This window comes from Paraburkholderia steynii (genome assembly GCF_900100565.1).
Classification (GTDB): Bacteria; Pseudomonadota; Gammaproteobacteria; order Burkholderiales; family Burkholderiaceae; genus Paraburkholderia; species Paraburkholderia terrae.
Window position 1 is genome coordinate 78348 of record NZ_FNDI01000020.1, and the last position, 24192, is coordinate 102539.

At 61.1% G+C, this 24192-nt stretch carries 21 protein-coding genes; 8 read left to right on the forward strand and 13 right to left on the reverse strand.

Translation table 11 applies throughout. The features are described 5' to 3' along the window. Nucleotides 1-14: 14 nt before the first annotated feature. Nucleotides 15-890 (reverse strand): PhzF family phenazine biosynthesis protein, encoded by an 876-nt coding sequence (locus BLT65_RS30185; protein ID WP_091784710.1) that lies wholly within the window; start codon nt 888-890, stop codon nt 15-17. A gap of 31 nt (nt 891-921) precedes the next feature. Next, complete coding sequence (locus BLT65_RS30190; RefSeq protein WP_425273169.1) at nt 922-1659, reverse strand: transporter substrate-binding domain-containing protein; 738 nt, start codon at nt 1657-1659, stop codon at nt 922-924. Nucleotides 1660-1916: 257 nt separating this feature from the next. Here BLT65_RS30190 and BLT65_RS30195 point away from each other — a divergent pair, with 257 nt between their 5' ends. Then, on the forward strand, nt 1917-2291 hold the full coding sequence (locus BLT65_RS30195) for an aminotransferase-like domain-containing protein (RefSeq protein WP_244186756.1): 375 nt from the start codon (nt 1917-1919) through the stop codon (nt 2289-2291). 104 nt (nt 2292-2395) lie between these two features. Here BLT65_RS30195 and BLT65_RS30200 read toward each other — a convergent pair whose 3' ends face one another. The 7 genes from BLT65_RS30200 to BLT65_RS30230 form a co-directional block, all read right to left on the reverse strand. Beyond that, the gene (locus tag BLT65_RS30200) at nt 2396-2983 is read right to left on the reverse strand and encodes a BPSL1445 family SYLF domain-containing lipoprotein (protein WP_042308820.1); all 588 of its coding nucleotides are present in this window, start codon (nt 2981-2983) and stop codon (nt 2396-2398) included. A 159-nt stretch (nt 2984-3142) separates the two neighbouring features. Next, nucleotides 3143-3787 carry a VIT1/CCC1 transporter family protein gene (locus tag BLT65_RS30205; RefSeq protein ID WP_091784716.1) on the reverse strand — a complete coding sequence of 215 codons (645 nt, stop codon included), beginning with the start codon at nt 3785-3787 and terminating at the stop codon, nt 3143-3145. Nucleotides 3788-3901: 114 nt separating this feature from the next. Next, on the reverse strand, nt 3902-5080 hold the full coding sequence (locus BLT65_RS30210; protein WP_091784720.1) for a monovalent cation:proton antiporter-2 (CPA2) family protein: 1179 nt from the start codon (nt 5078-5080) through the stop codon (nt 3902-3904). 306 nt (nt 5081-5386) lie between these two features. Next, complete coding sequence (locus tag BLT65_RS30215; RefSeq protein WP_091784724.1) at nt 5387-6400, reverse strand: DUF2955 domain-containing protein; 1014 nt, start codon at nt 6398-6400, stop codon at nt 5387-5389. Nucleotides 6401-6405: 5 nt separating this feature from the next. After that, nucleotides 6406-7533, reverse strand: a complete 1128-nt coding sequence (locus BLT65_RS30220; RefSeq protein ID WP_091784727.1) for an HlyD family secretion protein — start codon at nt 7531-7533, stop codon at nt 6406-6408. Further along, nucleotides 7530-9071 (reverse strand): TolC family protein, encoded by a 1542-nt coding sequence (locus BLT65_RS30225; RefSeq protein WP_091784894.1) that lies wholly within the window; start codon nt 9069-9071, stop codon nt 7530-7532. Before BLT65_RS30225 ends, BLT65_RS30220 begins: the two co-directional genes overlap by 4 nt. A gap of 51 nt (nt 9072-9122) precedes the next feature. Beyond that, nucleotides 9123-10226, reverse strand: coding sequence for an AI-2E family transporter (locus BLT65_RS30230; protein WP_091784730.1), 1104 nt, complete (start codon nt 10224-10226; stop codon nt 9123-9125). A 678-nt stretch (nt 10227-10904) separates the two neighbouring features. On the opposite strand from BLT65_RS30230, the gene BLT65_RS48085 reads away from it, so the two are divergent. Next, the gene (locus tag BLT65_RS48085; protein ID WP_081920993.1) at nt 10905-11162 is read left to right on the forward strand and encodes a hypothetical protein; all 258 of its coding nucleotides are present in this window, start codon (nt 10905-10907) and stop codon (nt 11160-11162) included. A 678-nt stretch (nt 11163-11840) separates the two neighbouring features. Here BLT65_RS48085 and BLT65_RS30240 read toward each other — a convergent pair. The 4 genes from BLT65_RS30240 to BLT65_RS30255 form a co-directional block, all read right to left on the reverse strand. Beyond that, complete coding sequence (locus tag BLT65_RS30240; protein ID WP_244186758.1) at nt 11841-13541, reverse strand: MOSC and FAD-binding oxidoreductase domain-containing protein; 1701 nt, start codon at nt 13539-13541, stop codon at nt 11841-11843. Nucleotides 13542-13709: 168 nt separating this feature from the next. Then, nucleotides 13710-14648 carry an aldo/keto reductase gene (locus tag BLT65_RS30245; protein ID WP_091784735.1) on the reverse strand — a complete coding sequence of 313 codons (939 nt, stop codon included), beginning with the start codon at nt 14646-14648 and terminating at the stop codon, nt 13710-13712. 268 nt (nt 14649-14916) lie between these two features. Beyond that, a complete protein-coding gene (locus BLT65_RS30250) occupies nt 14917-16044 on the reverse strand; it encodes a YbdK family carboxylate-amine ligase (protein ID WP_091784738.1) in 1128 nt (375 codons plus the stop codon). 320 nt (nt 16045-16364) lie between these two features. Continuing rightward, nucleotides 16365-17285 (reverse strand): helix-turn-helix transcriptional regulator, encoded by a 921-nt coding sequence (locus BLT65_RS30255; RefSeq protein ID WP_091784741.1) that lies wholly within the window; start codon nt 17283-17285, stop codon nt 16365-16367. A 232-nt stretch (nt 17286-17517) separates the two neighbouring features. Between BLT65_RS30255 and BLT65_RS30260 the strand changes: the two genes are divergently transcribed. The 6 genes from BLT65_RS30260 to BLT65_RS30285 are packed head-to-tail and all read left to right on the forward strand — an operon-like array spanning nt 17518 to nt 24188. Next, entirely contained in the window at nt 17518-18672 is a 1155-nt protein-coding gene (locus BLT65_RS30260; protein ID WP_009770708.1) for an ABC transporter substrate-binding protein, read from the forward strand. Further along, nucleotides 18669-20243 carry a sugar ABC transporter ATP-binding protein gene (locus BLT65_RS30265; RefSeq protein ID WP_091784745.1) on the forward strand — a complete coding sequence of 525 codons (1575 nt, stop codon included), beginning with the start codon at nt 18669-18671 and terminating at the stop codon, nt 20241-20243. Before BLT65_RS30260 ends, BLT65_RS30265 begins: the two co-directional genes overlap by 4 nt. After that, nucleotides 20227-21180, forward strand: a complete 954-nt coding sequence (locus BLT65_RS30270; RefSeq protein WP_091784748.1) for an ABC transporter permease — start codon at nt 20227-20229, stop codon at nt 21178-21180. Before BLT65_RS30265 ends, BLT65_RS30270 begins: the two co-directional genes overlap by 17 nt. Beyond that, nucleotides 21177-22148 carry an ABC transporter permease gene (locus BLT65_RS30275; protein ID WP_091784751.1) on the forward strand — a complete coding sequence of 324 codons (972 nt, stop codon included), beginning with the start codon at nt 21177-21179 and terminating at the stop codon, nt 22146-22148. Before BLT65_RS30270 ends, BLT65_RS30275 begins: the two co-directional genes overlap by 4 nt. Nucleotides 22149-22204: 56 nt before the next feature. Continuing rightward, nucleotides 22205-23275 carry a 2,3-butanediol dehydrogenase gene (locus BLT65_RS30280; protein WP_009770704.1) on the forward strand — a complete coding sequence of 357 codons (1071 nt, stop codon included), beginning with the start codon at nt 22205-22207 and terminating at the stop codon, nt 23273-23275. 4 nt (nt 23276-23279) lie between these two features. After that, complete coding sequence (locus BLT65_RS30285) at nt 23280-24188, forward strand: NAD(P)-dependent oxidoreductase (RefSeq protein WP_091784754.1); 909 nt, start codon at nt 23280-23282, stop codon at nt 24186-24188. Nucleotides 24189-24192: the final 4 nt, after the last annotated feature.

A 24192-nucleotide genomic window follows, 5' to 3' on the forward strand; every position in this document is an offset into this window, starting at 1 on the left:
ACCCAGTGCGGCTTTCAGAGCGTCAGCGAAGCGTCCACACACGTGACGCAAGAACCGCCGATACGTACATTCCCGCTCATATCCACGTGTACTTCGATTCGTCCATCCCGACCGACACAGCGTCCCTGTGTCGCGACATAGCTTCCGCCGTCGGCAGGCAACAGGCCGCGCTTCCACTGGAATGCAGCGACGCTGCCGTTGCCGCTTCCACAGACAGGATCCTCCTCAACGCCACATGACGGTGCGAAGGTACGCACTTCTATCGCCGCATCTCCACGGTCGCGAGTACCGAATACGGTCAGACCCGTGACGCCGAGGCGGCGCTCGAAGTCCGCCAACCTCGCGAGATCTGGCCGAAGATCGACCACGGTAGCCGCCCCGTCCATCTTCGCGATGACCCAAATCGGGCCGACATTCACGATGGCGGGCGCAGCCTTCGTGTCGACTTTGCAGCCGAGAATGAGTTCGAGATCCGCAATATCCGCTGCGTGCAGCGGCTCGATCTTTGCGGGCGGAAGATCGAAGGCCAATTGGCGGTTTCCTCGTTGCTCTTCGATCGTCAACTCGACGAGGCCAATGCCGCATTGCTGAATCAATCGCCCGCCCGCGCGAGGTGTTACACGGCCCGCTTCCAGAATGGCATGAGCACTGCCGAGCGTCGGATGGCCAGCAAAGGGAAGCTCACTGCGCGGCGTGAAGATCCGCAACTGATAGTCCGCCTCGTTTGCCGTAGCCGGAAGAACAAACGTGGTTTCGGAAAGGTTCGTCCAGCGTGCGACGGCCTGCATCTCATCCGTGGATAAACCCTCCGCGTCGAGTACCACAGCAACCGGATTGCCCAGCAGTGGTCGCGAAGTAAACACGTCAACTACCTTATATGATCTCTTCATGGTGTCTCCAATTGGCTGGATAGCGTGTTGGTCAACCTTGTGCAGTCGCTACGCTGTCGATTTCCGCTTCCGTGATGCCGTACTTCGCCATGCGCGCGCGATGGTCCGCCGAACCGACGTACTTGCGCAGCTGTTCATTCATAGCCTGCAAAAGAGCAGCATTGTTCTTATTGAACGAGAAGGCGCCGACAGGCGCTCCCGTTTCCTGGCTCATCGCATGTGCGACCGCTTCCAGTTCCTTGTTTGCACTGGCAACCGCGCGGTTCCCGACGGCCGTTCCGGCGAATGCGTCTATCTTTCCCGCGAGTAGCGCAGCAATTGCCTCCGGCTGGTCCTTGAACATCACGATTTGGTCATCACGCACGCCCGCCGACTTTGCGGAGTTGAGCTGTACCTGACCAGTAATAATCCCCAACCGCGCGTCGTTACGCTCTGCTACGGCCCTGTAGCTCGTCAGCGTCTTGGGATTTCCGTCATGCACGACGAACCCATCCCCCAGCGCCCAGACGGGCACGCTGAACGCAACCTGCTCTGCGCGTTCGGCCGTTACAAAAATCGGCACGTTCATATCCCAGCGGCCTTCGTGTATGCCAGGCAGAAATTCTTCGAACGAGGTCAAATGATGTTCGATGGATGTCACACCGATTGCGCGCAGCACCACATCGGCCAGTTCGATATCCGAGCCCGTCACGTAACCATCGGGACCCGTCCAGTAGAACGGCGGTTCATCGATATAGGCGATTTTTACTTTCATGGTTTTACCCGACATGTCTGGAAGTAAATGTTCCGGCTATCCGGTGTGCTACATGCAGCGTCTGCGCTCTTACTGATGCGATCGGAACACACGCATCGTAGCGCTCGCGGGCCGACCATAACAGTCACAATTCCGACTGAATCGACCATCACAATTTCGCTTGGCGAGCCGCGACGGCCGCAACGATAATTGTGAATCTTCTGTCGCGATGCCTGGATCGCAGCGGGCGCCTATACGCAGCAGTTGATGGAGCGCAAGCTCGCATTCACGCAGTGCGGCCCCGCCCTGCGGACTTCCTGGAAAGCGGCGCCTACGACACGCACTTGCGCCGTATCCGCCGCATCTTCGAGCAGAACCTCGCACGCATGACGCGTGCAATCGAGGCAAGCTTCCCCGCCGACACGAAGGTGAGCCGGCCAGCAGGCGCCTTTATGCTCTGGCTAGAACTGCCGAGGGGCTTCGATTCACGCGAACTCTTCGAGGAAGCGCTCGAGCAAGGCATCTGCTTTGCGCCCGGCGACGTCTTCTCCGCGAGCCGGCGCTTTCGAAATTGCCTGCGACTGAGCGCCGGGCACGTCTGGAGCGACCGTATCGAAGACGGCGTCCGACGCCTGGGCCAGCTTGCAAAGGCGCAGCTTGCGCGCTGAGCGCCGAGGCGGGCGCGCGCACCCGGTTGCCGATCTGGCGGGACGACAACTCCATCGCGTCGATCGGTTGAAACCTGGCCAAACAAACACAGCAAGTTGCGCTATCAGATTTTCAGGCGCGAAACTTTAGTGCCCGAGAGCGACACGTCACCCATCAGGCCGGCGTTGGTCATCACGATCGCTTCGACGGGCGCGGTGGCCGTCGTCGTATCGATCTCGCCGTTTGCGCCGACCTTCAGCAGCGCGACCGACCCTTCGCCACCGACCGACCAGCCTTTGGAATTGCGAAACTTGCTGAGCGCATCATGCGTCATGAACAGAAAGATGACGGCCTTCGATTGTGCGCCTGCCTGCAAGCCGAATGAGCCCGACACCGTGCTGTAGTAACCAACCGACTTCCCGCCCACGTGCAATGCGCCTTCGCCGTATTCGCCGCCGGCGATGAAGCCGACCTTCAGCACGGATGGGAACACGAGAACGCCATTCGCCTTGCCGACGAGTTCCTTCGAACCTTTGACTGTCTCGTACAGCCGCGATAAGGTCGCGTGGACCTTGGCGTCGATTTCCTGCCGTTTCGCCGAGTTGGACTCGCCGGCGAGGGCGTCGCCCAGTGTCACCGTGAAGCCCGCCAGCGTAAGGCCCGAAACAGCGAGCGCGGCGCTACCCGTCCGTATAAAACTTCTTCTGTGCATGGTTACCTCCATCGTGGTTCACGGTCATACCGTGTTGCTGCAATGGTCTAAGGGATGTACTCCACCGACAGTTGTCCTGTTACGCGCCCCGGTTGCAATTTCACAGACGCAGAAAGAGCTTCATGAAGGTGTTCGCCCTGCGGTAGCACATCATCCGGATCAACCCCCTAAAGCGATGATGATCGCAAGCAGCGCGACGCCAATTCCGGACATTGCAAGACCGGACACAACGGGTCTTCCGCCCGTGTGCCGGCCGAGCGCAAAACCGCAGATGAAGAGCGTGACAACCGCCAGTGCGTTCGAGACGCGCAATGCCAACATGACCTCTGAAATAAACATGAATGGAATCACGACCGGGAAAGTCGCCAGGACGACGAGCGCGAATACGCCGAATGCGGCGGCATAGTCCCTCCCATCAAGTCGGACAGACACCTCGCCTACGGTAAGCAGCCCCTGGCGCAGTTCGTCGAGCGCCGCAGGCTGGACGATGGATGCGAAAAGTTGCGGGAGCGCATCTTTAATCAAGTGGTGCGCTTCGGGCTTGTCTTGTGTCGCCCGAAGCCGCGCCAGCAATGTAACCTTCCTGCGTCGCTCAGTTGCTGTGCGTATGAGACACATGACGGCATCCACGAGTCCCCAGGCGAGGTTGCAGCCGAGTGCGGTGAACATCATCGTCCGGACTTCCTGGCGGCCGGCGGTCGCAACGCTGAGGGCGCCCGTGAACGACAGTGCCATCAGCACACCAAAGACGATCTCGCTCACTCTGTCGATTGGGTCAAGCAAAGGTTCGCGTTCGTTTGACATGTCAGCGGCGCTCCTTGTGGTTCTTGCCTGATTACATCAGGCATGAAGGGATTCGTCGCAATCGACGGCCCCCGGGTAATCCACGATCCGGCTACGCGCAATGGATTCTCTCGACTACCCCTCTCCGACCTCACGACGGGCGAATGGCTGCAAGAGCCGGCGATGCACGAGCAACAGCAAAGGCGTCGTGACCATCGAGAGCGCAACGACCAGCGTGACAAGGGACGACTGGCGCTGATCGATAACACCCGCAGCCAATGAAGCGGCCATCACCACAAACGCGAACTCGCCGCCTTGTGACAGCAGAATTGCAAAGTAGCTGCGTTGCGAAGGCGGCACGCCAAATCTGTTCGCAAGAAGCCACTGCGCGATCGACTTGATACCGACAAGTGCCACGACGAGTACCGCGACACGTACCGGCTCGCGCATCAACACACCAAAATCGATTGACGTTCCCACTGCAATGAAAAACAAACCGAGCAGCAAACCCTTGAAGGGCGCCATGTCGACTTCGACCTGGTGGCGATAGTCCGAATCCGCGAGCAGTACACCTGCGACAAAGGCGCCCAAAGACATCGACAGATGAACGCTCTCCATGAGCAACGAGATGCCCACGATCCAGAGCAGTGCAAACGCCGTGAAAATCTCGGGAACGCCAATGCTGGTGATCACACGCAACACGACATGCAACAGATAGCGGCCAACAAGCGCGATCGCACCCAGCATGGCCAGTGCTTTCAAGGCTACGAGCCAACCCGGTTCCGCTGCGGCGGTGGGCACCGTCGGTCCAAGCAGCGGCAGCAGCGCAATCAGCGGGATCGCTGCCATGTCCTGGAACAGGAGAATGCCGAATCCGGCGCGGCCCGTTGGCATCTCCATTAACTTGCGCTCCTGAAGTTCGGACATCACCATTGCCGTCGATGACAGCGAGAGCGCAAGCCCGCCCGTCAACGCAATACGCCATGGCAACCCTAACAACATGAAAACGCCCAACAACGCCGCGGCACAGACGGTCATCTGCATCGTGCCGTAGCCAAAGATGGTGCGGCGCATCGCCCATAGGGCGTCGACCCGCATTTCAAGTCCGATCACGAACATCATTAACACGATGCCCAACTCGGAAAAATGGAGGATCGCGTCGACGTCGGTCACCAGCTTCAGTGCCCACGGGCCGATCATGATGCCCGCCACCAGATAACCCAGTACTGCCCCAAAGCCGAGGCGGACTGCCACCGGCACGGCGATCAGCGCCGACGCAAGAAAGATGACCACGTCGACCAGCAACTTTGTCATCTGGTGTTCTCCTGAACAGACCTTCGACAGAGCTCGAAGCAACGCATTGTGGACGGACTGCGGAACCGCGCCGCCCTGGCTTCACCCGATCGCGGCTAGACCTTTCTCCGGAACGTATCTGATGGGGCGATTCGGTTTGCGGTAGCCGTCTGGCTTCTGCCTCGCCGGTCTCGTAGCGTCGTCCGCCTCCGCCAACGAACATGATCAATCGCGGAATCGTCAAAAGGCATCACGCGCTCCTCATTAAGTCTATTCACTGCATTGCACCAGCGGTATTGGACCTTGGTCCAATCAGAAATCAGCGTGTCAGTGCGCCCGGCTGTAGCGGTCAAAGAGCTGAAGCGTCAGACACGCGTAGAGGGTCACTGCCAGAAAGAGCCCCATGCGCACCGCGAATGCACTGTAGACGTCCTTGCCCGCCACGCTATCCTGCACCGACTGGCCGAGCAGGATGATCATCGTGACGAGGCTGTTCAGCCAGAAACCCGGCGAGTAACGCGTCGGGCTGAGGCGATAAAGCTTGCGTCCCACCAGCAGGCCGAACAGCAGCATCCACAGGAAGAACATCCACAGGTCCACGAAGAGCCTGAGTGCAAACCAGAACGCCACCGCAAGCAGGCCGCCTAGCAGCGTGGAGCCGATGAGATCGCGCGCCGCGCTGCGGGCCGTCGTGGTGCAGCTCTGTCTGCCGAGACTGACGGACTTCATGATGATGGGCATGTAGCTCGCCGGATCGGTCATCGCGAGCAGGTAGACGGGCATGACCACGAGCGCGGCGCGCAGCGCAACGCGTACGGCCAGGTCCTTCGGCATGACGGGCGCGGCAGGTTGCAGCCGCGCGCTCACGGGTTCGGGAAACAGCCGGTGAACCACGGCCGACACCACCACGGCAAGCACGAGCCCCTTCACCAGTGCGCCAACGACCGTCACGGCTAACTGGAAGTCAGCTGTACCCGCTGCGGAGATCATCGTCAGTCCCGCCACCAGAAAGGTGGCGACCAGATTGTTCCCACCGCGCAATCCGTAGCGAAAGGCAAGAAAGAGCAAGAGAGCCGTGATCATCACGCCAGCGAATGCGTAATGACGAAGCAGCGGAACAAGGAGCAAGCCACTGCCCGTGGTCAACGCGACGACCAGCGCGAACGCGATGCCTGCCTTGAACGACAGTGGCCGGTTTTGCGTCGCGAGCAGAAAGACGGCGAACACCGGCCCGACCACGGGAATCGGCAGGTCCAGCGCGAAACTGACCGCGAGGCAGAGTGCCGTCCCTGTGGCAATGCGCAGCGCACGGCGACCGGGGAGCTGGAGTGTGCTTGCCATGGACGTCAGTAAAGGTAGGAGACCCAGCTCATCACGCGCAGAAACACGCGACCCAGCAGATTGAGCGGATTGCCCTGACTCGGAAACGCCATCACCTCGGCCTGCCCGCCAATGCGGAGGTTGTGCAGACGTGTACGCTCATCCGGGTCGAACTCGACGATCACCGGAAAACGCTGGGCGGGACGCAGCCAGTCGCGGCTGTTCTGCACGGTGGGCAGACTGCCGGGAGGCGTGCTCTGCCCCACGCTCACGCCATAACCGATACTTCGGACCCGCCCTTCGAAGACTTCGCCCGGCAGTGCGTCCAGTGCGATAGCCACGGGCGTGCCAGGCTGGAGATGGCCCAGGTTGTTCTCGGTCATATCGGCGCTGACCCACACGTTGCGGACCGCGATCAGTGTCATCACCGGATTGCCCGCCGCCGCGAACTGGCCGACCTCGGCGCGCAGATCGGTGATGACGCCACCTGTGCGGGCCGTGATCCGCGTGTTGGCCAGATCGAGCTCGGCCTTCTGGACGGCAGCCGCCGCGCTGCGCAACTGCGCGTTCTCTTCGTCGTGACCGCCCTGCTGCTCACGCGCACGCTCCACTTCGGCACGCGCTGCGGCAACCTGGCTTTGAGCCTGCTCGTGCGTCGCGCGCGCCACCTCGAGGCGTCGAAGCGAGACCGTGCCCTCGTCTTCGCGGTACAACCGTTCCAGACGGTCGCTGTCCTGCCGCGCCTTGATCTCGTTTGCGATCGCCGCTCGCAGCGATGCGAGCGCCGAATCGATGCCGGCCGTGCTGGCGCCGACCTGACGGCGCGTGGAGTCGAGGTCGGCCCGTGCGCGATCGGCGGCAATGCGGTATTGGTCGCTATCGATTTCAAACAGCACGTCGCCCGCGTTGACCTCCTGGTTGTTATGCACGAGGACGCGCGTCACCCGTCCCGATACTTCCGCGGCGACGGGCACGACATAGGCCTGCACGCGCGCCTGTTGTGTGTAAGGCGTAAAGCGGTCGGCGAGCAGATACCAGATCAGGCTCACGACGATCAGTCCGACAATCCACTTCATCGCCCTGCCCGATGGATCGGCGTCGGGCGACGGCGCTGGCGTCGGCGCGGCATGGGAGGACTCGGGCGTGTCGCTCATTGGGAGGGACCTGAGGACGGAATGGCGGCAGCCGGCTGCGCGCGCGGCTCGTTCAGCAGATCGCCCCAGTCGGTGCGTTCCTGCATCTGCGCGCGGGTCGCCGCATCGACGATCGGCTGCTCCGTGTACCAGCCTCCGCCGAGCGCCTTGTACAGCGCGATCAGGCTGCCCACGGCATTGCTGCGGTTGACGATGTACGCGTCCTGCTGCGCGAACAGCGCGCGCTGGGCATCGAGCACGCGCTGGAAGTCTGAATACCCTTCGCGGTAGATCGTATTGGCAAGCGTGAGGGAGCGCCGCGCGGCCCCTTGAGCGTCGTTCAGAATGGTGTCCCGCTGCAATGCGGCGATCAGTGCGGTAGCAGCATCATCGGCTTCCCGCGCGGCTTCGAGCACGGTGTTCTGATAGGCGACCGTCAACTGTTGCAACCGGACGTCCTGCACGCGCACGTTGTTGGTGATCCGGCCATGGTCGAACACGTTCCACGTGACGCTCGGGCCGGCTACCACGGCCAGCGTGTTCGGTGAGCCGGTGAGCGAACTCGCGCTCCAGACGAGCGAGCCCAGCAGCGACACGGACGGATAGAGATCGGCTTTCGCCACGCCGATCAATGCCGACTGCGCGGCCATCTGATACTCGGCAGCGCGAACATCGGGACGACGCAATAGCAGATCGGCAGGCACGTCCTGCAGCACGGCATGATCGACGAGCGGAATCACGCCCTGCTTGCCGGACTGCACGTCGAGTTCCGGCAGCGGACCGGGTGGTCGTCCCGTCAGCACGGATAGCGCGTGACGCGCGAGCACGATCTGGCTCTCGAGTTCGGGAATGCTGCTCAGCGTGCCCAGATACTGCGTTTTGGCCTGCTGGAAGTCCAGCTCATCCGTCTCGCCGCTCTTGAAGAGCTTTTGCGCGATGTCGTAGCTGCGCTTCTGCAAGCGGGCGTTGTCGCGCGCGATGCGCAGGCGCGCCTCGGCCGTGCGCAGCGTGAAATAGGTATCGGCGACCTGCGCATGTAACAGGACCAACGCGGCGTCGCGGTTGGCTTGCGCGGCAAAGAATGCGGCGTCGGCCGACTCGATTGCGCGGCTAAAGCGTCCCCAGAAGTCGAGTTCCCAGCCGATACTGAAGCCCGCGCCGTATTGCCAGTAGGCACCCGAGCGCGGGTTGAATCCATCCGAGTTCTTGCGCGCCGCGTAAAGCACGTCGGCGTTGACCTGCTGCACCTGGGGATAGCGTCCCGCAAGCGCGATGCCGAGCTGCGCGCGGGCCTCGATCACGCGCAGACCGGCGATCTTCAGGTCGCCGTTGTTTGCATCGGCTTGCGCGATCAGACGCTCGAGGTTCTCGTCGCCGAAAATCTGCCACCACTGGCGCGCATCGGGCTGCGCTGCCTGCTGCGTGACCTGTCCGATCGATGCGCTACTCCAGTGCTCGCTCCACGCCTCGTGCTGCGGATGGAAGTCCGGACCCACGCGCATGCACCCGTTCAGGAAGCCCGTGAGGCTGCCGATCAGCCACACTGTCCGAAGCGGCATCGCCACCCCGCGGGGGAGCATTGAAGGCGACACGGCGTGGTCTCTGGAGTCTCAGGGTTGTTCGAGTGTCGGGCGCTGCCCGGATGCCGGCTGGTCTTTCACCCATCGCCAGAACAGCTGGTAACCCACGGCGAGCATGACGGGACCGATGAAGAGGCCGATGACGCCGCCCGTCACCATGCCCCCGATCGCACCGATCAGCACCACGGGCATCGGCACCGCGACGCCACGGCCCAGCAACAGTGGTTTGAGCACGTTATCGGCCAGACCGGCAACGAAAACGTAGACCGAGAATATGATGGTCGCCGTGCTCACCCCCTGCGTAACAATCACGAAAATGATGACGGGTACGGTAATCAGCGTCGCGGGTAGCTGCATGATGCCGATCAGCAGCACGGCGAGCGCAAGCAGGCCCGCGCCGGGAATACCCATGACGATGAACGCAATGCCGATGAGCAGCATCTGGATGAACGCAATACCGACCACACCTTGCGCCACGGCCCGAATGGTCGACGTGCATAGATCGGCAATCTGCTGGCCGTTCTCGGGACCCGAGATGCGCGAGGCAATCTGCACTGAACTTTGGTAGCCCTTCTCTCCATGCGCCATGAAAATGCCAGCGACGATAAGCGCAATGAAAAAGACCAGTAATCCCGCGCCCAGCCCCGTGACCGTGCCGAGGATTGCGAGCCCGGCTTCCTTGAGTTGAGGAGCGAACTTCTGCGCGAGCCCGGTGAGATCGGTCGACGCCTGCGTCCAGAAGTCATAAATCCGCTGGCCTATCAACGGCCACGCCGCCACGGATTGATCCGGTGGCGGAATCTGGAAGCTGCCGCTCTTGAAAATGGCCATCGCCCGCTCGATCGAATTGGCGACCGCGACGCCCAGCAGATAGGTCGGCACGAGAATGACCACAAAAGCGCAAAGGATGATCACCGTGGCGATCAGACCATCCTTGCCGGCGAGCGAACGCCTAAGCCTGACCTGCAGCGGATACAGCGTGATTGCAAGGATCAATGCCCAGACCATGAGGTTGAGGAACGGGACAAAGATCCGGAAACAGAAGATTGCCAGAACGGCGACAAGTCCAGCACGGATCAGTACATCGAGCAATTGCCGGGACAGCACCCGTTGGGTATCCGGTGTGATCAGCATAACTATCCTCCCGGCAGGTCACCCTGAGCATTTGCCGGCGACAAATCGGGGCGCGCCCAAATCGGCACCGTCGGCATGGCAGGGAGAAACACGCACTGATACTGACGTATTGCCACTGTTCAAGCTGGTCTGCAAAGCTCTTATATCTTGCCGCGAACGCGTGGTACCTTGCGAATGAAAAGCACTTTTACTGACTCATGCCGTGATGAGCGGTTTCAGTCGCAGCATCACGCTTCTTCCCGGCTTCCGCTTTCTTGTGCTCGTAGACTGGGCTCGCACCCGGCTTCGCTTCAGGCCAAATTCATGATTTTCATGACAAACTCCCCCTTGGCCCGCAGGTAGAGAATTTCAGCCTATACATGTTGAACAAAAGTTTGTATTGGACTTTGGTCCAATGACTGGTTGGACAGCGTGGACACTGTTCTGCTCAGAAGAAGCATTGCATTTGCGCCTGTATGTGCGTTACCGTGCAAGTCATCTTCTGAACCCGAATCGACGCCAGTGCTACTGCTCGCGTTACCGCGCCTGAGAGAAGGTCGTGCGCGATGCTACACATCCTCAGCCGGCTTTGACATTGCGCAGCGTTTCATTACATGCAGTTCGTTTAGATTGGCGAAACGAATGCACATGACAGGCATGACATCGCACCGTAGCGATCACGTCCAGGGAGACTGCATCATGTTCTTACGGAATAGAAGGTGCGCGGTTGCGCTAGCTGCAATCTTGCTGGCGGCCTCTACCGGGAATTCGTTGGCAACCGAACAGGCGCAGCAACGTCGCGCAGGGCGTGATGTTCGCCAGGAAACACGCCAGGGCGCCCGCCACACAAAACAGGATTGCCGGGCTGCCAACCAGAAATCGAACCCGCAATGCAGGCAGGATAAACGCGAAACCAAGCAACACGGCCGACAGGCAGCCCGCGAAATCAAATATTGAATTTGATTGACCTTGCGGAAATCCACGGTCATTTGCGCCGAGCCATTTGTCATTAAATGGCCGCGAAACAGGTAGTGGTCTGCAAAGACTGGCGAACCCGTTACGAACGGATGTTTCGTAAAGTCAATTCACCTGTACCGCTATCGCTCAGCTTTGCTTTCTTTGTTCGTCATATGAAGGGAAGCGATCCTAGCCGGATCAACATTTGATATGGCCGTTCCGGGCCAACCGCATGAGCGGCGTTCACACGGGTGACCATTGGAGAATCAGCTTTCAACTGCGAAGTGGGAGCCGAAACGCTGCCGGGTTCGAGAATGCTCGACGATTGGTAAAGGCAGATCCACTCTTGCATGCCTGGGTTCGACGTGTCAGTTTCGAGCATCCAGTTCACCCCGCACAGAAGACAGCGATATCTGCACACTTCGAGCGGGCGGCGACCCAGTGGACGCAGCCTCGTCGAACAGGGTGATTTCTGCAACTGTGGATGGGGAACAGGGGTAGTGCTCTGTAGCATTCCGTCGCACGCGTCGCAAAACATGGGAGTCAGGATCGCAGAAGAGGGATGGAGCAACTATAGCACTGGGTATCGCGAGATTGGGCGTGGCAGGGCCTCCTGGTCCCACATCACAAGATGCGACATGCAATCAATTAATTAAGAGAGCCGCCGCGAGATCAAAGTCACAAATCCACTACGACGTCCCCGACGGGTCGGGCGCAGCAAATTAGCACATTGCCCTCGGCAGGCTTGTCGAGCGGCTCCGGTGCATAGGCAACCGTTCCCGAAACAAGCCCGCTCTCGCAGTTGTGACATATCCCCGTCCGGCACGACCATCGGACGTGTACGTCGCAGGCTTCGGCCAGTTCAAGAATACTTTGGCAGGAAAGCGCATTCCAATGTGCGGCGATGCCACTGCGTGCGAACGACACCAGCGGCCCCTCGGTGACCTCTGAAACCGGCAGATGCGGAGCGCGTACCGACTTGCCCGTGATACCCGGATTCAGCGACTCGACACCGCCGAAGCGCTCCATGTGAAGTCGTGAATTCGGAACGCCCATGCCTTCCAGGGTTCGCTTCATGTCGTGCATGAACGATGCCGGCCCGCAAAGATAGACATCGGCATCCACGGGAAGGCCAATCTTTTCCAACGCCACTTGCGACACACGACCCGCGTCGTCGAAGTCGTCACCGATACGATCGCCCGCCGCCGGCGCGCTGTAGCAAACGTAGCCGCGTCCGTGCTCAAGCATGTTGAGCAGGCGTCGAGATTCGGCACCGAAAGGATGATGCTTGCCATCGCGGGCCGCATGAATCCAGAGAACCTGCCGCGTGGACCCCGCCGCCGCCAGTGCATCCAGCATCGAGAGAACAGGCGTCACGCCGATTCCAGCACTCAGCAATACGGCGGGATTGACGCCTTCCTTGAGAACGAAGTCCCCGCGTGGAGCACTGACATCGAGCGTATCTCCAACGCGAACACGATCGCCAAGATAGGTGCCGGCCGCCCCGTTCGGCTCGACCTTCACGCTGATGCGATATCGGCCTGTCGACGACGCAGCCGATAGCGAATAGCTCCGAAAGAACGGAGGATCTTCAGCGCCCTGTTTTAGACGCAACACAACATATTGCCCCGGACGAGCCTGCTGAAGTGGCAGGCCATCCGTCGCCTCGAATACGAACGAAAGAACGTCGGCGGACTCCCGCTGGATTGCTACGACTGCAAGTTGTCGAAAGCCGGGCGCAACGGCATTCGACACCGCGGCAAGCGCAAGCCCCGCGTTGCCGCTGGTCGCGCCTGCCTCGATGCTGCCGAGTAGCGAGTTGAACGACGTTCGCCATCCAGGTGACAGCGCATCGATACACAATGCACGCTCCAATCGGTCACGTGGATGGGCAGGCGAATACAGCAGCGCATTGATCTCTTCGACGCTCATCTGCTCCTTCGCTCCGCGCAGCTTGATGATCTCGTCGCCAGCGCCCACGTCGCCTTCCTGCAGGACGCGCAGATAGAACCCCGGGCGTCCGCTGGAACTCAACAAGGCTGCCATGCGCGGCTCGTCCATGCGAATACCGAGGCGATAGCAGGTCACGCGAGGTTGAGTGACTTCGAAAATCGCATGACCGATCTTGTAGACATCGCCGATACATACCTCATGGTCCGGCAATCCATCGATCGTAAAGTTCTCGCTGAACTGTCCAAAGCCGAATTCCTTCCTGTTCAGGAACGTTTGCCAGTGTCGATACGAGTCGACCTGATAGGCCAGCACGGCGCGTTGTTCTCCGCCATGGCCACCAAGATCCCCTTGACCGTCACCGTCAAGTCCCAGGCGCCTCGCGACACATCGCCCTGCCACCGGAAGCTTCCAGCTTCCCGTATGCACGGTCCGCCCATTCCATTCGATGTCGCGCGGGAGGCCAACATTCACCGATAGCAGTCGTGCCATGACAGTCACACCTTTATACGATTCCCGGCAGAGCGCGTCATTCCCGCGACGCGCCCAACGCCCTGATGCGTAAAGCGCTTCGTCAACAAGCGCGGTATGCGGCGCTCACTTACGTGACGGAATGAATCCTGGCGAGCCCGTCTTCACGACTTCGTTATATCGTCGCCTGGTCTGAATCTGATTGATCTCTTCGAACGCGTCTGCAGGGAGCGCGGAGATATTGAAGTTTTCCCGCGCGCGAGCGGCTGTCTTTGGCGTGGTCAACATAGCCGTGCCACGTTGCACGGCCCAGGCGAGCAGAACCTGCGCCGGTGTTTTCTCCACACGCGCGGCGATCGCCGCGACGACGGGATCATCGAGCGGACCTGGCCTTATTCCATGTCCCAGCGGTGCAAAGGCCAGAAAAATGATCCCGTTCGCGTTGCAGAACTCGAGAAGCTCCGTCTCCGGAAGATACGGATGGGCTTCGACCTGCACCACCGCCGGTTTGATTCTTGCCGCCTCATATAGGGGTTGCAAGTCCTTCAACGTAATGTCGGACAGTCCGATCGCCCGGCATCTCCCACCGTCAACGAGCGCTTCCATCGCACGCCATGTGTCGAGCAACGTGACACCGTCGTCATAGATGACGTCGCCATTTTTATCGCGCGGGTCCTGGTCGTCTCCCGGCTGGAACGCGAATGGCGTATGTATCAGGTACAGATCCAGATAGTCGATTCCAAGCTTCTTGCAGCTTGCTTCGAAAGCCAGCGGAACGCGCTCAGGCCGATGGTTCGAGTTCCAGAGCTTGGTCGTCACATAGACCTCATCGCGAGCCATCCCGTTGGCCGCGAGCCCTTTGTGCAAGGCCTCTCCCACCTCGCCCTCGTTTCTATATCGCTCTGCACAGTCGAAGTGTCGATACCCCTCCGTCAGCGCATCGTAGACGGCCGTTCTGGTCGTGGCTGGATCGGGGATCAGCGTGCCGAACCCAATAGCAGGCATAGAACCAGACCCGTGTTTAAGTGGGATTTTTCGCAGCTGGAAATCTGTCGGCACAGCCATGGCGCTACCTCCGCACCCTCGCAGGCGCAAAGCAGCCCGTCAATTCGCGTGCGTACGCGACAACGTGCAGGTACAACGGGATATCGGCTCGCGACTGTCGATGAAACCACCTCTTTCGAAAGCGATCGCGAACCAATGCATGCCGACTACGATATCCGCTATCTGCCACGGGTGCAGCGGACGTACGCTTCCGCGGCTAACATGCCTTCGACTGCTTCTTCAATCGAGTGCATGGAACCGAAAAACACGCGTCCGCAGAACCCAACGTCTATCCCGGCATCTGCGCGCCGCGCCAGACCTGACATTGCTGGCGAGCAACCTCATGCAATGAATTATGTACGCCGTAGATGCGGCGCAACCACATTGCATCGCTGACACCTTCAGTCACAGTACGCTTGATGATATCCAGGCCCTCCTCCGCACCCAGAACGCGGGCATGCTCAGCGATCGCATCCAGCGTGACAAGAATGTCGGCTCGAATCGGACCGCGAATCCCGGTCTCCGGATTCACGCATAGACCATCCAGCCCATAGCGGCAGGCCATGAACCGGTTCGTCCGATACACTTCGTAATCACGCTCACTGAGGCGCAAAGGTTTATCAACCAGCAGATAGCGCGCAACCGCCTGGATATACGCGGCGATCGCGGCGGCCCATTCGACGCGTAGCGGTGTGTCCATGACACGTATCTCGATCGTGCCGTATCCCGGGCTTGGACGTATATCCCAGTAGAAATCCTTCAGGCTTTTGACGAGGCCCGTGTTCGCCATGCGCTCGAAATAGGCTTCGAACTCCGACCACGTCGTCACGAACGGCGCTCGCCCCGACAAAGGAAATGGCGCAACCGAATTGAGCCGGGCGCACTGGAACTTCGTGTCACTCCCCTGCACATACGGCGAGGAAGCAGCCAACGCAATAAAGTGCGGAACGTAACGCGAAAGCGAATGCAATAGAACGAGCGCCGAATCAGGATCCGGGCAGCCTACATGCACGTGCTGGCCAAAGATCGTGAATTGCTGGTATAGCGCGCCATATAGCCCCATCAGATATTCGGAGCGCTCGCGCCCGTCGGAACGCTGGTCGTACCAGTTCTGGAAGAAGTTTGTGCCGCCGCCGCACACCCCCACATTGAGAAAGTCGGCCGCCCGGACCAGGGTATCGCGAAGCACCTGCAATTCGCTCCTCGCCTGGTCGAAATTCTGGCATATGCCTGTCGCCAGCTCGATCATCCCCTCGGTTGTCTCCGGCTTGATCGCGCCCGCAAAAGTCTGCTCGCTCACCCGGTTCAGCAACTCCGTCGCCGCCTTCGTCAGGTTGTAGTCATGGGTATTGACGACCTGAACTTCGAGTTCGACTCCCATCGTGAACGGATCAGATGATGCAAATGGCTGCAGCATGGGATGCCCTCTCGCACATCGATGCTCACGCCGGGCCTTGACGTATGAGCCGGCGCTGCCGCATCTGGTCGGATAAGCGTTGAGCATGAGCGCTGCCGATATGCAGTATCAGGCTCAACTGCACTGTCATACGTCGGTCGGAGACGAGCCCGAACGGGGTATTTCATCATACCCGTCCTGGCTGTCCGAGTTGCGTCCTCTCGAAGTCCAGCACCGAAAAGCCTGCACGCATTTCGTGCATGAAGTTGTGCCATAGCATCGTTACAGCGTGACGGCAGCTTGCAGCGCACGATTCAGGGTTTATACCGACTCCCGTGTCATCAACGGCTTTGCCCGGTTTTCGACACCCGCGCTTTTCGAAATGTGTCTAGTACCGTTGCGGCCTCGAGCTGCGTTGTCACCGCGCGATCGGCTTTCATCAGCGCCTCGATGCGCTGCGCAGTATCCGTCGACGGCGCCGGTGTGTAGACCATGATGCGCATCCCCGGCGCATCGGGCACTTCCAGCGACAGCGCATCCAGTTCCAGCACCCCTGCTACCGGGTGCTCGATGACCTTGCGCCAGTCGCTGCGCTTGAGCACTTCGTGCTCGGCCCACCAGCGGCAGAAATCGGCATCCGTATCGTTCAGTTCTTCGACGAGATCGCGCAAAAACACCTCGCCCGACGGTCGAAGAATATAGTCGCCGCGAAACTGCGCCAGCACGCATTTTGCATAGGCGTCCCAGCCCTGAAAGAGCGCACGCGCGCCGTCTTGCTGAAACGTGAACCACAGCAGATTGCAGCGGCCCGCAGGCATCTTGCGGAAGTCGGCGAACACGCGCACCGCCGCTTCGTTCCACGTCACATAGTTCCAGTTGCCGTCGACGACATACGCGGGCATGTTGCCAAGCTGATCGAGCATGCGCCGAACGGTATCCGTCACATTCTGCGCGATGGGATACGGGCCAGGCGGCGTGTAGTGATTGGCCAGTTCGAACAGATGCGTGCGCTCGTGCGGCGAAAGCTTCAACGCATTGGCGAGGCTTTCGATCGTCTTGAACGACACATTCACTTCCCTGCCCTGTTCGAGCCAGGCATACCAGGTGACGCTGATACCAGCACGCTCGGCCACTTCTTCGCGGCGCAGGCCAGGTGTCTTGCGGCGGCTGCCGCTCGGAAAGTCGATGTCCTCAGGCCGAAGACGGGCGCGGCGCGTCCTCAGAAAGTCGGCCAGTTCGTTCAGACGCTGCTGCTTCTCCATGTCTCGGCTCCTTCTGCCTTCCCTGTTACTGCCATTACTAGTAATGGCAATTGCTAGATGCGCTCCGTCAACCATGCCACATTGGCGCCGTCGGGAAGCACGCTGTATCCAGCATCGGTAACGCCAGATTATAGAACCCGTTACCCGTGCATGTGGCAGCCAGCCGCGTTGAAGCGTAGCGAGACAACGCTCGTGTTTTCCGACAGATATCAGAACATTTACGGAGACATTCATGCGTCGTTCGACCCGCTTTCACCGTGCGTGCGTATTCGCCGCAGCGGCTTTCATCCTGACGGCTTCCTGTGCCGCGCGCGCGGATTACACGGGCGCGCCGCGCACGTTTCTGTTCAATCCCGCCGTGCAGATTCCGTTCTCGGACACCGCGAAGTTTAAGAAGAAGCCGCCCTACGTGATCGGTTTTTCGAATGCGGGACTCGGCGACAGCTGGCGCGTCGTGATGCAGCACTCGCTGATGAAGGCCGCGTCCGAGCATCCCGACCTCATCAAGCAACTGCTGATCACCAACGGGAACATGGACGACGCCAAACAGGCCGCCGATATTCAGGACCTGATCTCGCGCGGCGTGGACCTGCTGATCGTCAGCGCCAACACGCAGAAAGCGCTCGATCCCGTCGTCACGCGCGCGATGAAACAGGGCATTCCCGTCGTGATGGTCGACCGGCGCATTTCATCGGATAACTTCGTTTCATTCGTGACGGGTTCGGATGCGATGATGGGCCGCGTATGGGCGCAATGGATCGTCGAGAAGCTGCACGGCAAGGGCAACGTCATCATGCTGGCAGGCCAGGCGGGTTCCAGCGTCAGCGCCGATCGCGAAGCAGCTGCGCATGAAGTGTTCTCGCAATACCCCGGCATCAAGGTGCTCGACACGGTCTACTCGGACTGGAGCCCCGTGAAGGCCAAGCAGCAGATGCAGGCCATGATCGCGAAGTACGGGCACACCATCAACGCCGTATGGTGCGCGCACGGCTTGCCCGTCGCGGGTTCTATCGAAGCGTTCCTCGCGGCCGGTTTCAAACCCGGCGAAATTCCGCCGCACACGACAGCCGACCTCAACGGCCCGTTGCAACTCGCGTTGAAGTACAAGATTCCGATGCTCGAAATCGGCTATCCGCCTTCGATGGGCGGCACGTCGCTCGATGTCGCGCTCAAGGTGCTGCAAGGTCAACCGTTGCCGAAGATCTACGAGATCAGTCCGCAGATCGCGCTGACGCGTGGCGACGAGACGGCATCGGTGCCGCACCCCGACCAGTACATCGATCAGGTGGTCGATGCGAAGGGCCCGCCCGACAAGATCATCGACGGTGGCATGGGAGCGGACTACAACCCGTCGACCTTCAAGATCAAGCTGCCGGGTGAGAAATGAACCGGCCCGCATCCAGTCCGTCACGCGATAGCCTCGCCGCGCCGCCCGACGTCATCGAAGTCAGCGGCATCACCAAGCAGTTCCCTGGCGTCAAGAGCCTCGATGCCGTGAGCTTCGGCGTGCGCGGCGGCGAAATTCACGCGCTGGTCGGCGAAAACGGCGCGGGCAAATCGACGTTGATGAAAGTGCTCGCGGGCGCCTACGTACCGGACGAAGGCGCATTGCGCTTCGACGGTCAGCCCATTGCGTGGAAGTCTCCAGCAGACGCAAAGGTACACGGCGTTCACATCATCTATCAGGAACTCGTGCTGTTTCCGCAATCGAGCGTGGCGCAAAACATCTTCGCCGGGATCGAGCCCCGCACGCGGCTGGGCATGATCGACCACCGCGCGATGAACGAACGCGCCGCCACGTTGCTGCACGAACTGGGCGTGCAACTCGATCCGCGCGAGCGTGTCGGTGCGCTCTCTGTCGCCAGCCAGCAGATGGTCGAGATTGCGAAGGCGATGGCGAGCGAGATACGCGTCCTGATACTCGACGAACCGACGGCAGTCATCGCCGGCAAGGAAGTCCAACTGTTGTTCGAACGGCTGCGCGTGCTGCGCGAACGCGGCGTCGCGATTGTCTATATCTCGCACCGGCTGGATGAAATCTTCGAACTGTGTGACCGCGTAACCGTCATGAAGGACGGCCGCAAGATCGGCACCCAAGCCGTGTCGGACACGACGCGCGCCGATCTCGTGCGGATGATGGTCGGCCGCGAAATGAAGGATATCTATCCGCCAAAGCCCGCGCTGGAACCGGGCGGCACGGTGCTGATGAATGTCGAAGGTTTGCAGGTCGGCAATCGCGTGTTCGACGCTTCACTGTCCGTGCGCGCCGGCGAAATCGTCGGACTTGCCGGCATGGTCGGCTCGGGCCGCACCGAACTCGCGTCGGGCGTGTTCGGCGCCCTGCCCGCGCGCGGCACGATTGAAGTGCGCGGCGCGCGCCACGCGCGCATGACGCCTGCAACGGCGATCCGCCTTGGCCTCGGCTTCGTCACGGAAGACCGCAAATCAGAAGGCTTGCTGATGTACCTGAACGTCGCGCAGAACGTCACCGCGACAACCCTCCGGCGCGTGTCCCGTTTTGGATTGCTGCGAGCAAGGGAAGAACGTACGGCAGGCGCGGATGCAATCCGCGAATACGGCATCGCGGGCGCGCGGCCTGCGGGCAGCGTCGCGACGTTATCGGGTGGCAACCAGCAGAAGGTGCTCATCAGCCGATGGGTACGCGTGTGTACCAGCGTGCTGATTCTCGACGAGCCGACACGCGGCGTAGACATCGGTGCGAAGGCGGAAATCTATCGACTGATGCGCGAACTGACGAATCGCGGACTCGGCATCCTGATGATCAGTTCCGAGTTGCAGGAAGTGATCGGCATGTCCGACCGCGTACTGGTAATGCGCGAGGGGCGTATTGCGGGCGAAGTCAGCGGCGAGCAGATGACGGAGCACGACATCATGGGGCTCGCGACGGGTGGCGCGCAATTCGCGCAGACGGGAGGCACTCATGCATTCGCTCATTAGGCGGCATGTCGCACCGAACGCAGCCGTATGCATCGTCGCTGGCCTGATTGCGGTGCTGTTCATCGCGGGGGCCAGCGTCAACGACCGCTTTTCGACGCTATCCAATCTGCTGAACGTCCATCAGCAGGCGACGGGACTCGCGCTCGTCGCGCTCGGGCAGACACTCGCCGTTCTAACGGGCGGCATCGATCTGTCCGTCGGCTCGCTGATCAGCGTCGCGGCGACGCTCACCTCGGGTTTGTCGGATGCCACACAAGGCGGCTGGGGCGTGGCGATTTCGGTCGCGATTGCGCTGTCCGTCGTCGTAGGCCTGGCCAACGGCCTGCTCGTGCTCTGGCTGCGCGTGCATCCGCTGATCGTCACGCTGGGTATGGGTGCCGTGCTGCAAGGCGGCATCCTGTACTACGCGAACGGCCCCGCGGGCAGCGTGCCGGACGGCTTCGACGCGCTGGCCTACGGCCGATACGCCAACGTGCCCGTCACCGCCACCGTCGTGCTGCTGCTCTATGGCTGCGTGTCGTATTTCATGCGCAATACGCGCCTCGGCCGCTACGTCTACCTGGTCGGCGACGACGACAACGCGGCGACGCTAACGGGCATTCCGCGCAAACGCGTCATTCTGTTCGTCTACACGTTCTCGTCACTCTGCGCAGGCCTGACGGGCATCTATCTGGCCGCGCAGTTCGGCTCGGGCCAACCGTATCTCGGTGCGAACTACACGCTTGCGTCGATTACGCCCGTTGTCGTCGGCGGCACGATTCTGAGCGGAGGGCGTGGCGGCGTCATCGGCACGCTGCTCGGCGTGTATCTGCTCAGCATGCTCAACAACCTGATCAACTTCGCCGGCGTGCCGTCGCAGTATCAGCTCATCGTGCAGGGTATCGCGATCATCGCGGCCGTCTGCGTCAACGTCCAGCAGAAACGGAGGCTCGCATGAACTCGGTTGCTCCGCGCAGCGACGCCACACCGGCGCGCATGCTGTCACTCGGCGTCGCGCGACGCTATGGCATCTATCTGTTTCTCGTGGCGCTGATTGCGCTGTCGGGTGCATGGTCGCCTGCTTTCCTGCGCGCCGACAACGTGGTCAACATGCTGGTGCAGTTCGCGCCGCTCGGCATCGTCGTGATTGGCCAGGTGTTCGTGATTCTCGTGGGCGGACTCGACCTGTCGGTTGCCTCCGTGATGGCGACGGCGGCCGTGATCGCCACCGCGTTCGACGACACGAACCATTCGGCTCCTGCCATCTTCGGCGTCACGCTCCTGCTGTGCATCGGCGCGGGGCTGCTCAATGGTCTGCTCGTCACGAAGCGTCAGGTGTCGCCGTTTCTCGCAACATTTGCCACCGCCGTGGTGCTCGACGGCCTGCGCTTTGCCTACACGCAGGGTGCGCCCTCGGGCAACGTACCGCCGCTCTTTCACGTGCTGGGAACAGGCTCGATCGCGGCTATGCCCGTCAACGTGTTGTTGCTGATCGCGTGCGCGATCGTATTAGGCACGTTGCTGCATCTCTCCACGTTCGGGCGACGCGTGTACATGGTGGGCGGCAACGCCGTCGCCGCGAGACTGGTTGGCGTGAGTCCCGACACCGTGCGCATCGCGTGCTACGTGATCAGCGCGCTGCTGGCCGGACTGGCAGGACTGATCCTGTCGGGCTATGTCGGCATCGTCGATAACTGGGTGGGGCGCGGCTTTGAACTCGATTCGATCGTCGCCGCAGTGATGGGCGGCCTCGCGCTCTCCGGCGGCCGCGGCTCGCTGCTCGGCGGACTCGCGGGTGCAGCGATTCTCGTCATCGTCTTCAACATCGTGCTGCTGATCGGCATGCCTGTGCAGGCGCAGATCATCGTCAAGGGCGTGATCATCATCGGTGCATCCGCGTGCTACGTGAGCCGCCGGCAGCGCTGAATTTCCAGATCCACACGAGGCCATCCGAAATGGCCCGACTAACCAAGGAGTCGAATATGAGAGCAGTGCGTTTTCATTGTGCGCACGATATCCGGGTCGAAAACGTACCGGACCCGACGGGCATGGGCGCGAACCAGATGATCGTCAAGCCGCTGTGGTGCGGCATCTGCGGCACTGATCTGCATGAGTATCAGGCGGGTCCCATTGTGGTGCCGACCGAGCCGCATGCATTGACGGGCGCGAAAGCGCCTCAGGTTCTGGGCCATGAATTCAGCGCGGAGGTCGTCGAAGTCGGCAAGGACGTGAAGAACGTACAACGCGGCGACCGCATCTCGGTGATGCCGCTCGCGTCGTGTGGCCAGTGCTATTACTGCGCGCGCGGCATGCGCCATCTTTGCACGAAGATGGGCTGCGTCGGGCTGAGCTGGGACGGCGGCGGCATGGCCGAATACACGGTGCTCAACGACTATCACGCGAACCGCCTGCCCGACAGCGTCAGCGACAAGCAGGGAGCGTTGATCGAACCCGCTGCCGTTGCACTGTATGCCGTGGACCGGGGCGGCGTCACGGTCGGCTCGACGGTGCTGATTACTGGCGCGGGCCCGATCGGCGTGCTCGCGGCGCTCGCCTGCCATGCAGCGGGCGCCACGAAGATTTTCGTCAGCGAACCCAACGCGGCGCGCGCCGCGAAGATGGCGAGCTTCGGCGTCACGACCGACATCTTCGATCCATCCGATGGCGAGCTTCCGCAGAAGATTCGCGATCTGACGGAAGGCGTGGGCGTCGACGTGGCGATCGAATGCGCGGGCAACCAGCATGCGCTGAACGCCTGCGTCGATGCCGTGCGTTCGGCGGGCGCCGTCGTTCAGGCGGGCCTGCATGTCGGCACAGCGAGTGTCGATCCGATGAAATGGTCGCTGAAGGACATTCGGATAGAAGGAACGTGGTGTTACCCCGTCACGATCTGGCCGCGCATCATCGGCATGATCGCAAACGGCAAGTTCCCCGTTGAAAAGCTCATCCACGATCTGATCGATGCCGACGACGTCGTCGAGAAAGGCTTCGACGTGCTGAGCGACAAAGGCAGCGACAAGATGAAAATTCTCATCAATCCCCAGACACGGTGACGACATGCCGCACACGCAAGAGAAACACAACGCGCAACAGATAGGCTGGATCGGGCTCGGCAAGATGGGCACGCCCATCGTGCGCAATCTGCTCGCCGCAGGATTCGACGTAACCGTGTACGACGTCGACGCAGAGCGCGTCGGCGAGGCCATTCGACTCGGCGCGCACCGCGCTGAGGATGTCGCAAGCGTCGCACGTTCGGCGCCTCTCGTCTTCTCGATCATCCCGGACGACGCCGTATTGCGTAAAGTCGCGCTCGGCACACATGGCGTGATCGAAAATGCGAACGACGGTGCCGTCTATATCGACATGAGCACGGTGTCGCCCGCGGCGTCGGGCGAGGTTCGCGACGCGGCGCGCAAGCGCGGCATCGGCTACATCTGCGCGCCCGTTTCCGGCAGCACGGTCCTCGCCGACAAGGCCCAGTTGACCGTGTTCGCGTCGGGCCCGAAAGACGCGTACGGTCGCGCGTTGCCCGTCTTCCAGGCCATGTCGACGCGCCAGTACTATGTCGGCGAGGATCAGCAGGCACGTTATCTGAAGCTCGCCATCAATCACCTCGTCGGCTCGACGGCCGTGCTGCTTGCCGAAGCGTTGACGCTCGGCACGAAGGGTGGCCTGGACTGGGCCGAGATGCTGGATGTGATCGGCGACAGCGTCGCCGCGTCGCCGCTCGTCAAATACAAACTCGATCCGCTGAAGAAGCGGGACTTCTCCCCTGCCTTCTCGTCGCGGCAAATGCTCAAGGACATGTCGCTCGTGGTCGATGCGGGCGCCGAAGCCGGCGTACCGATGACAGCCGCGGCGCTCGTGCGCGAGCAGTTCGCCCGCTACGCACAGGGCGATGGCGCGGATCTGGACTTCTTCTCCATCGTGCTCGCCATTGAAGCGCAAGCCGGCCTTTCCCGCTGAATAC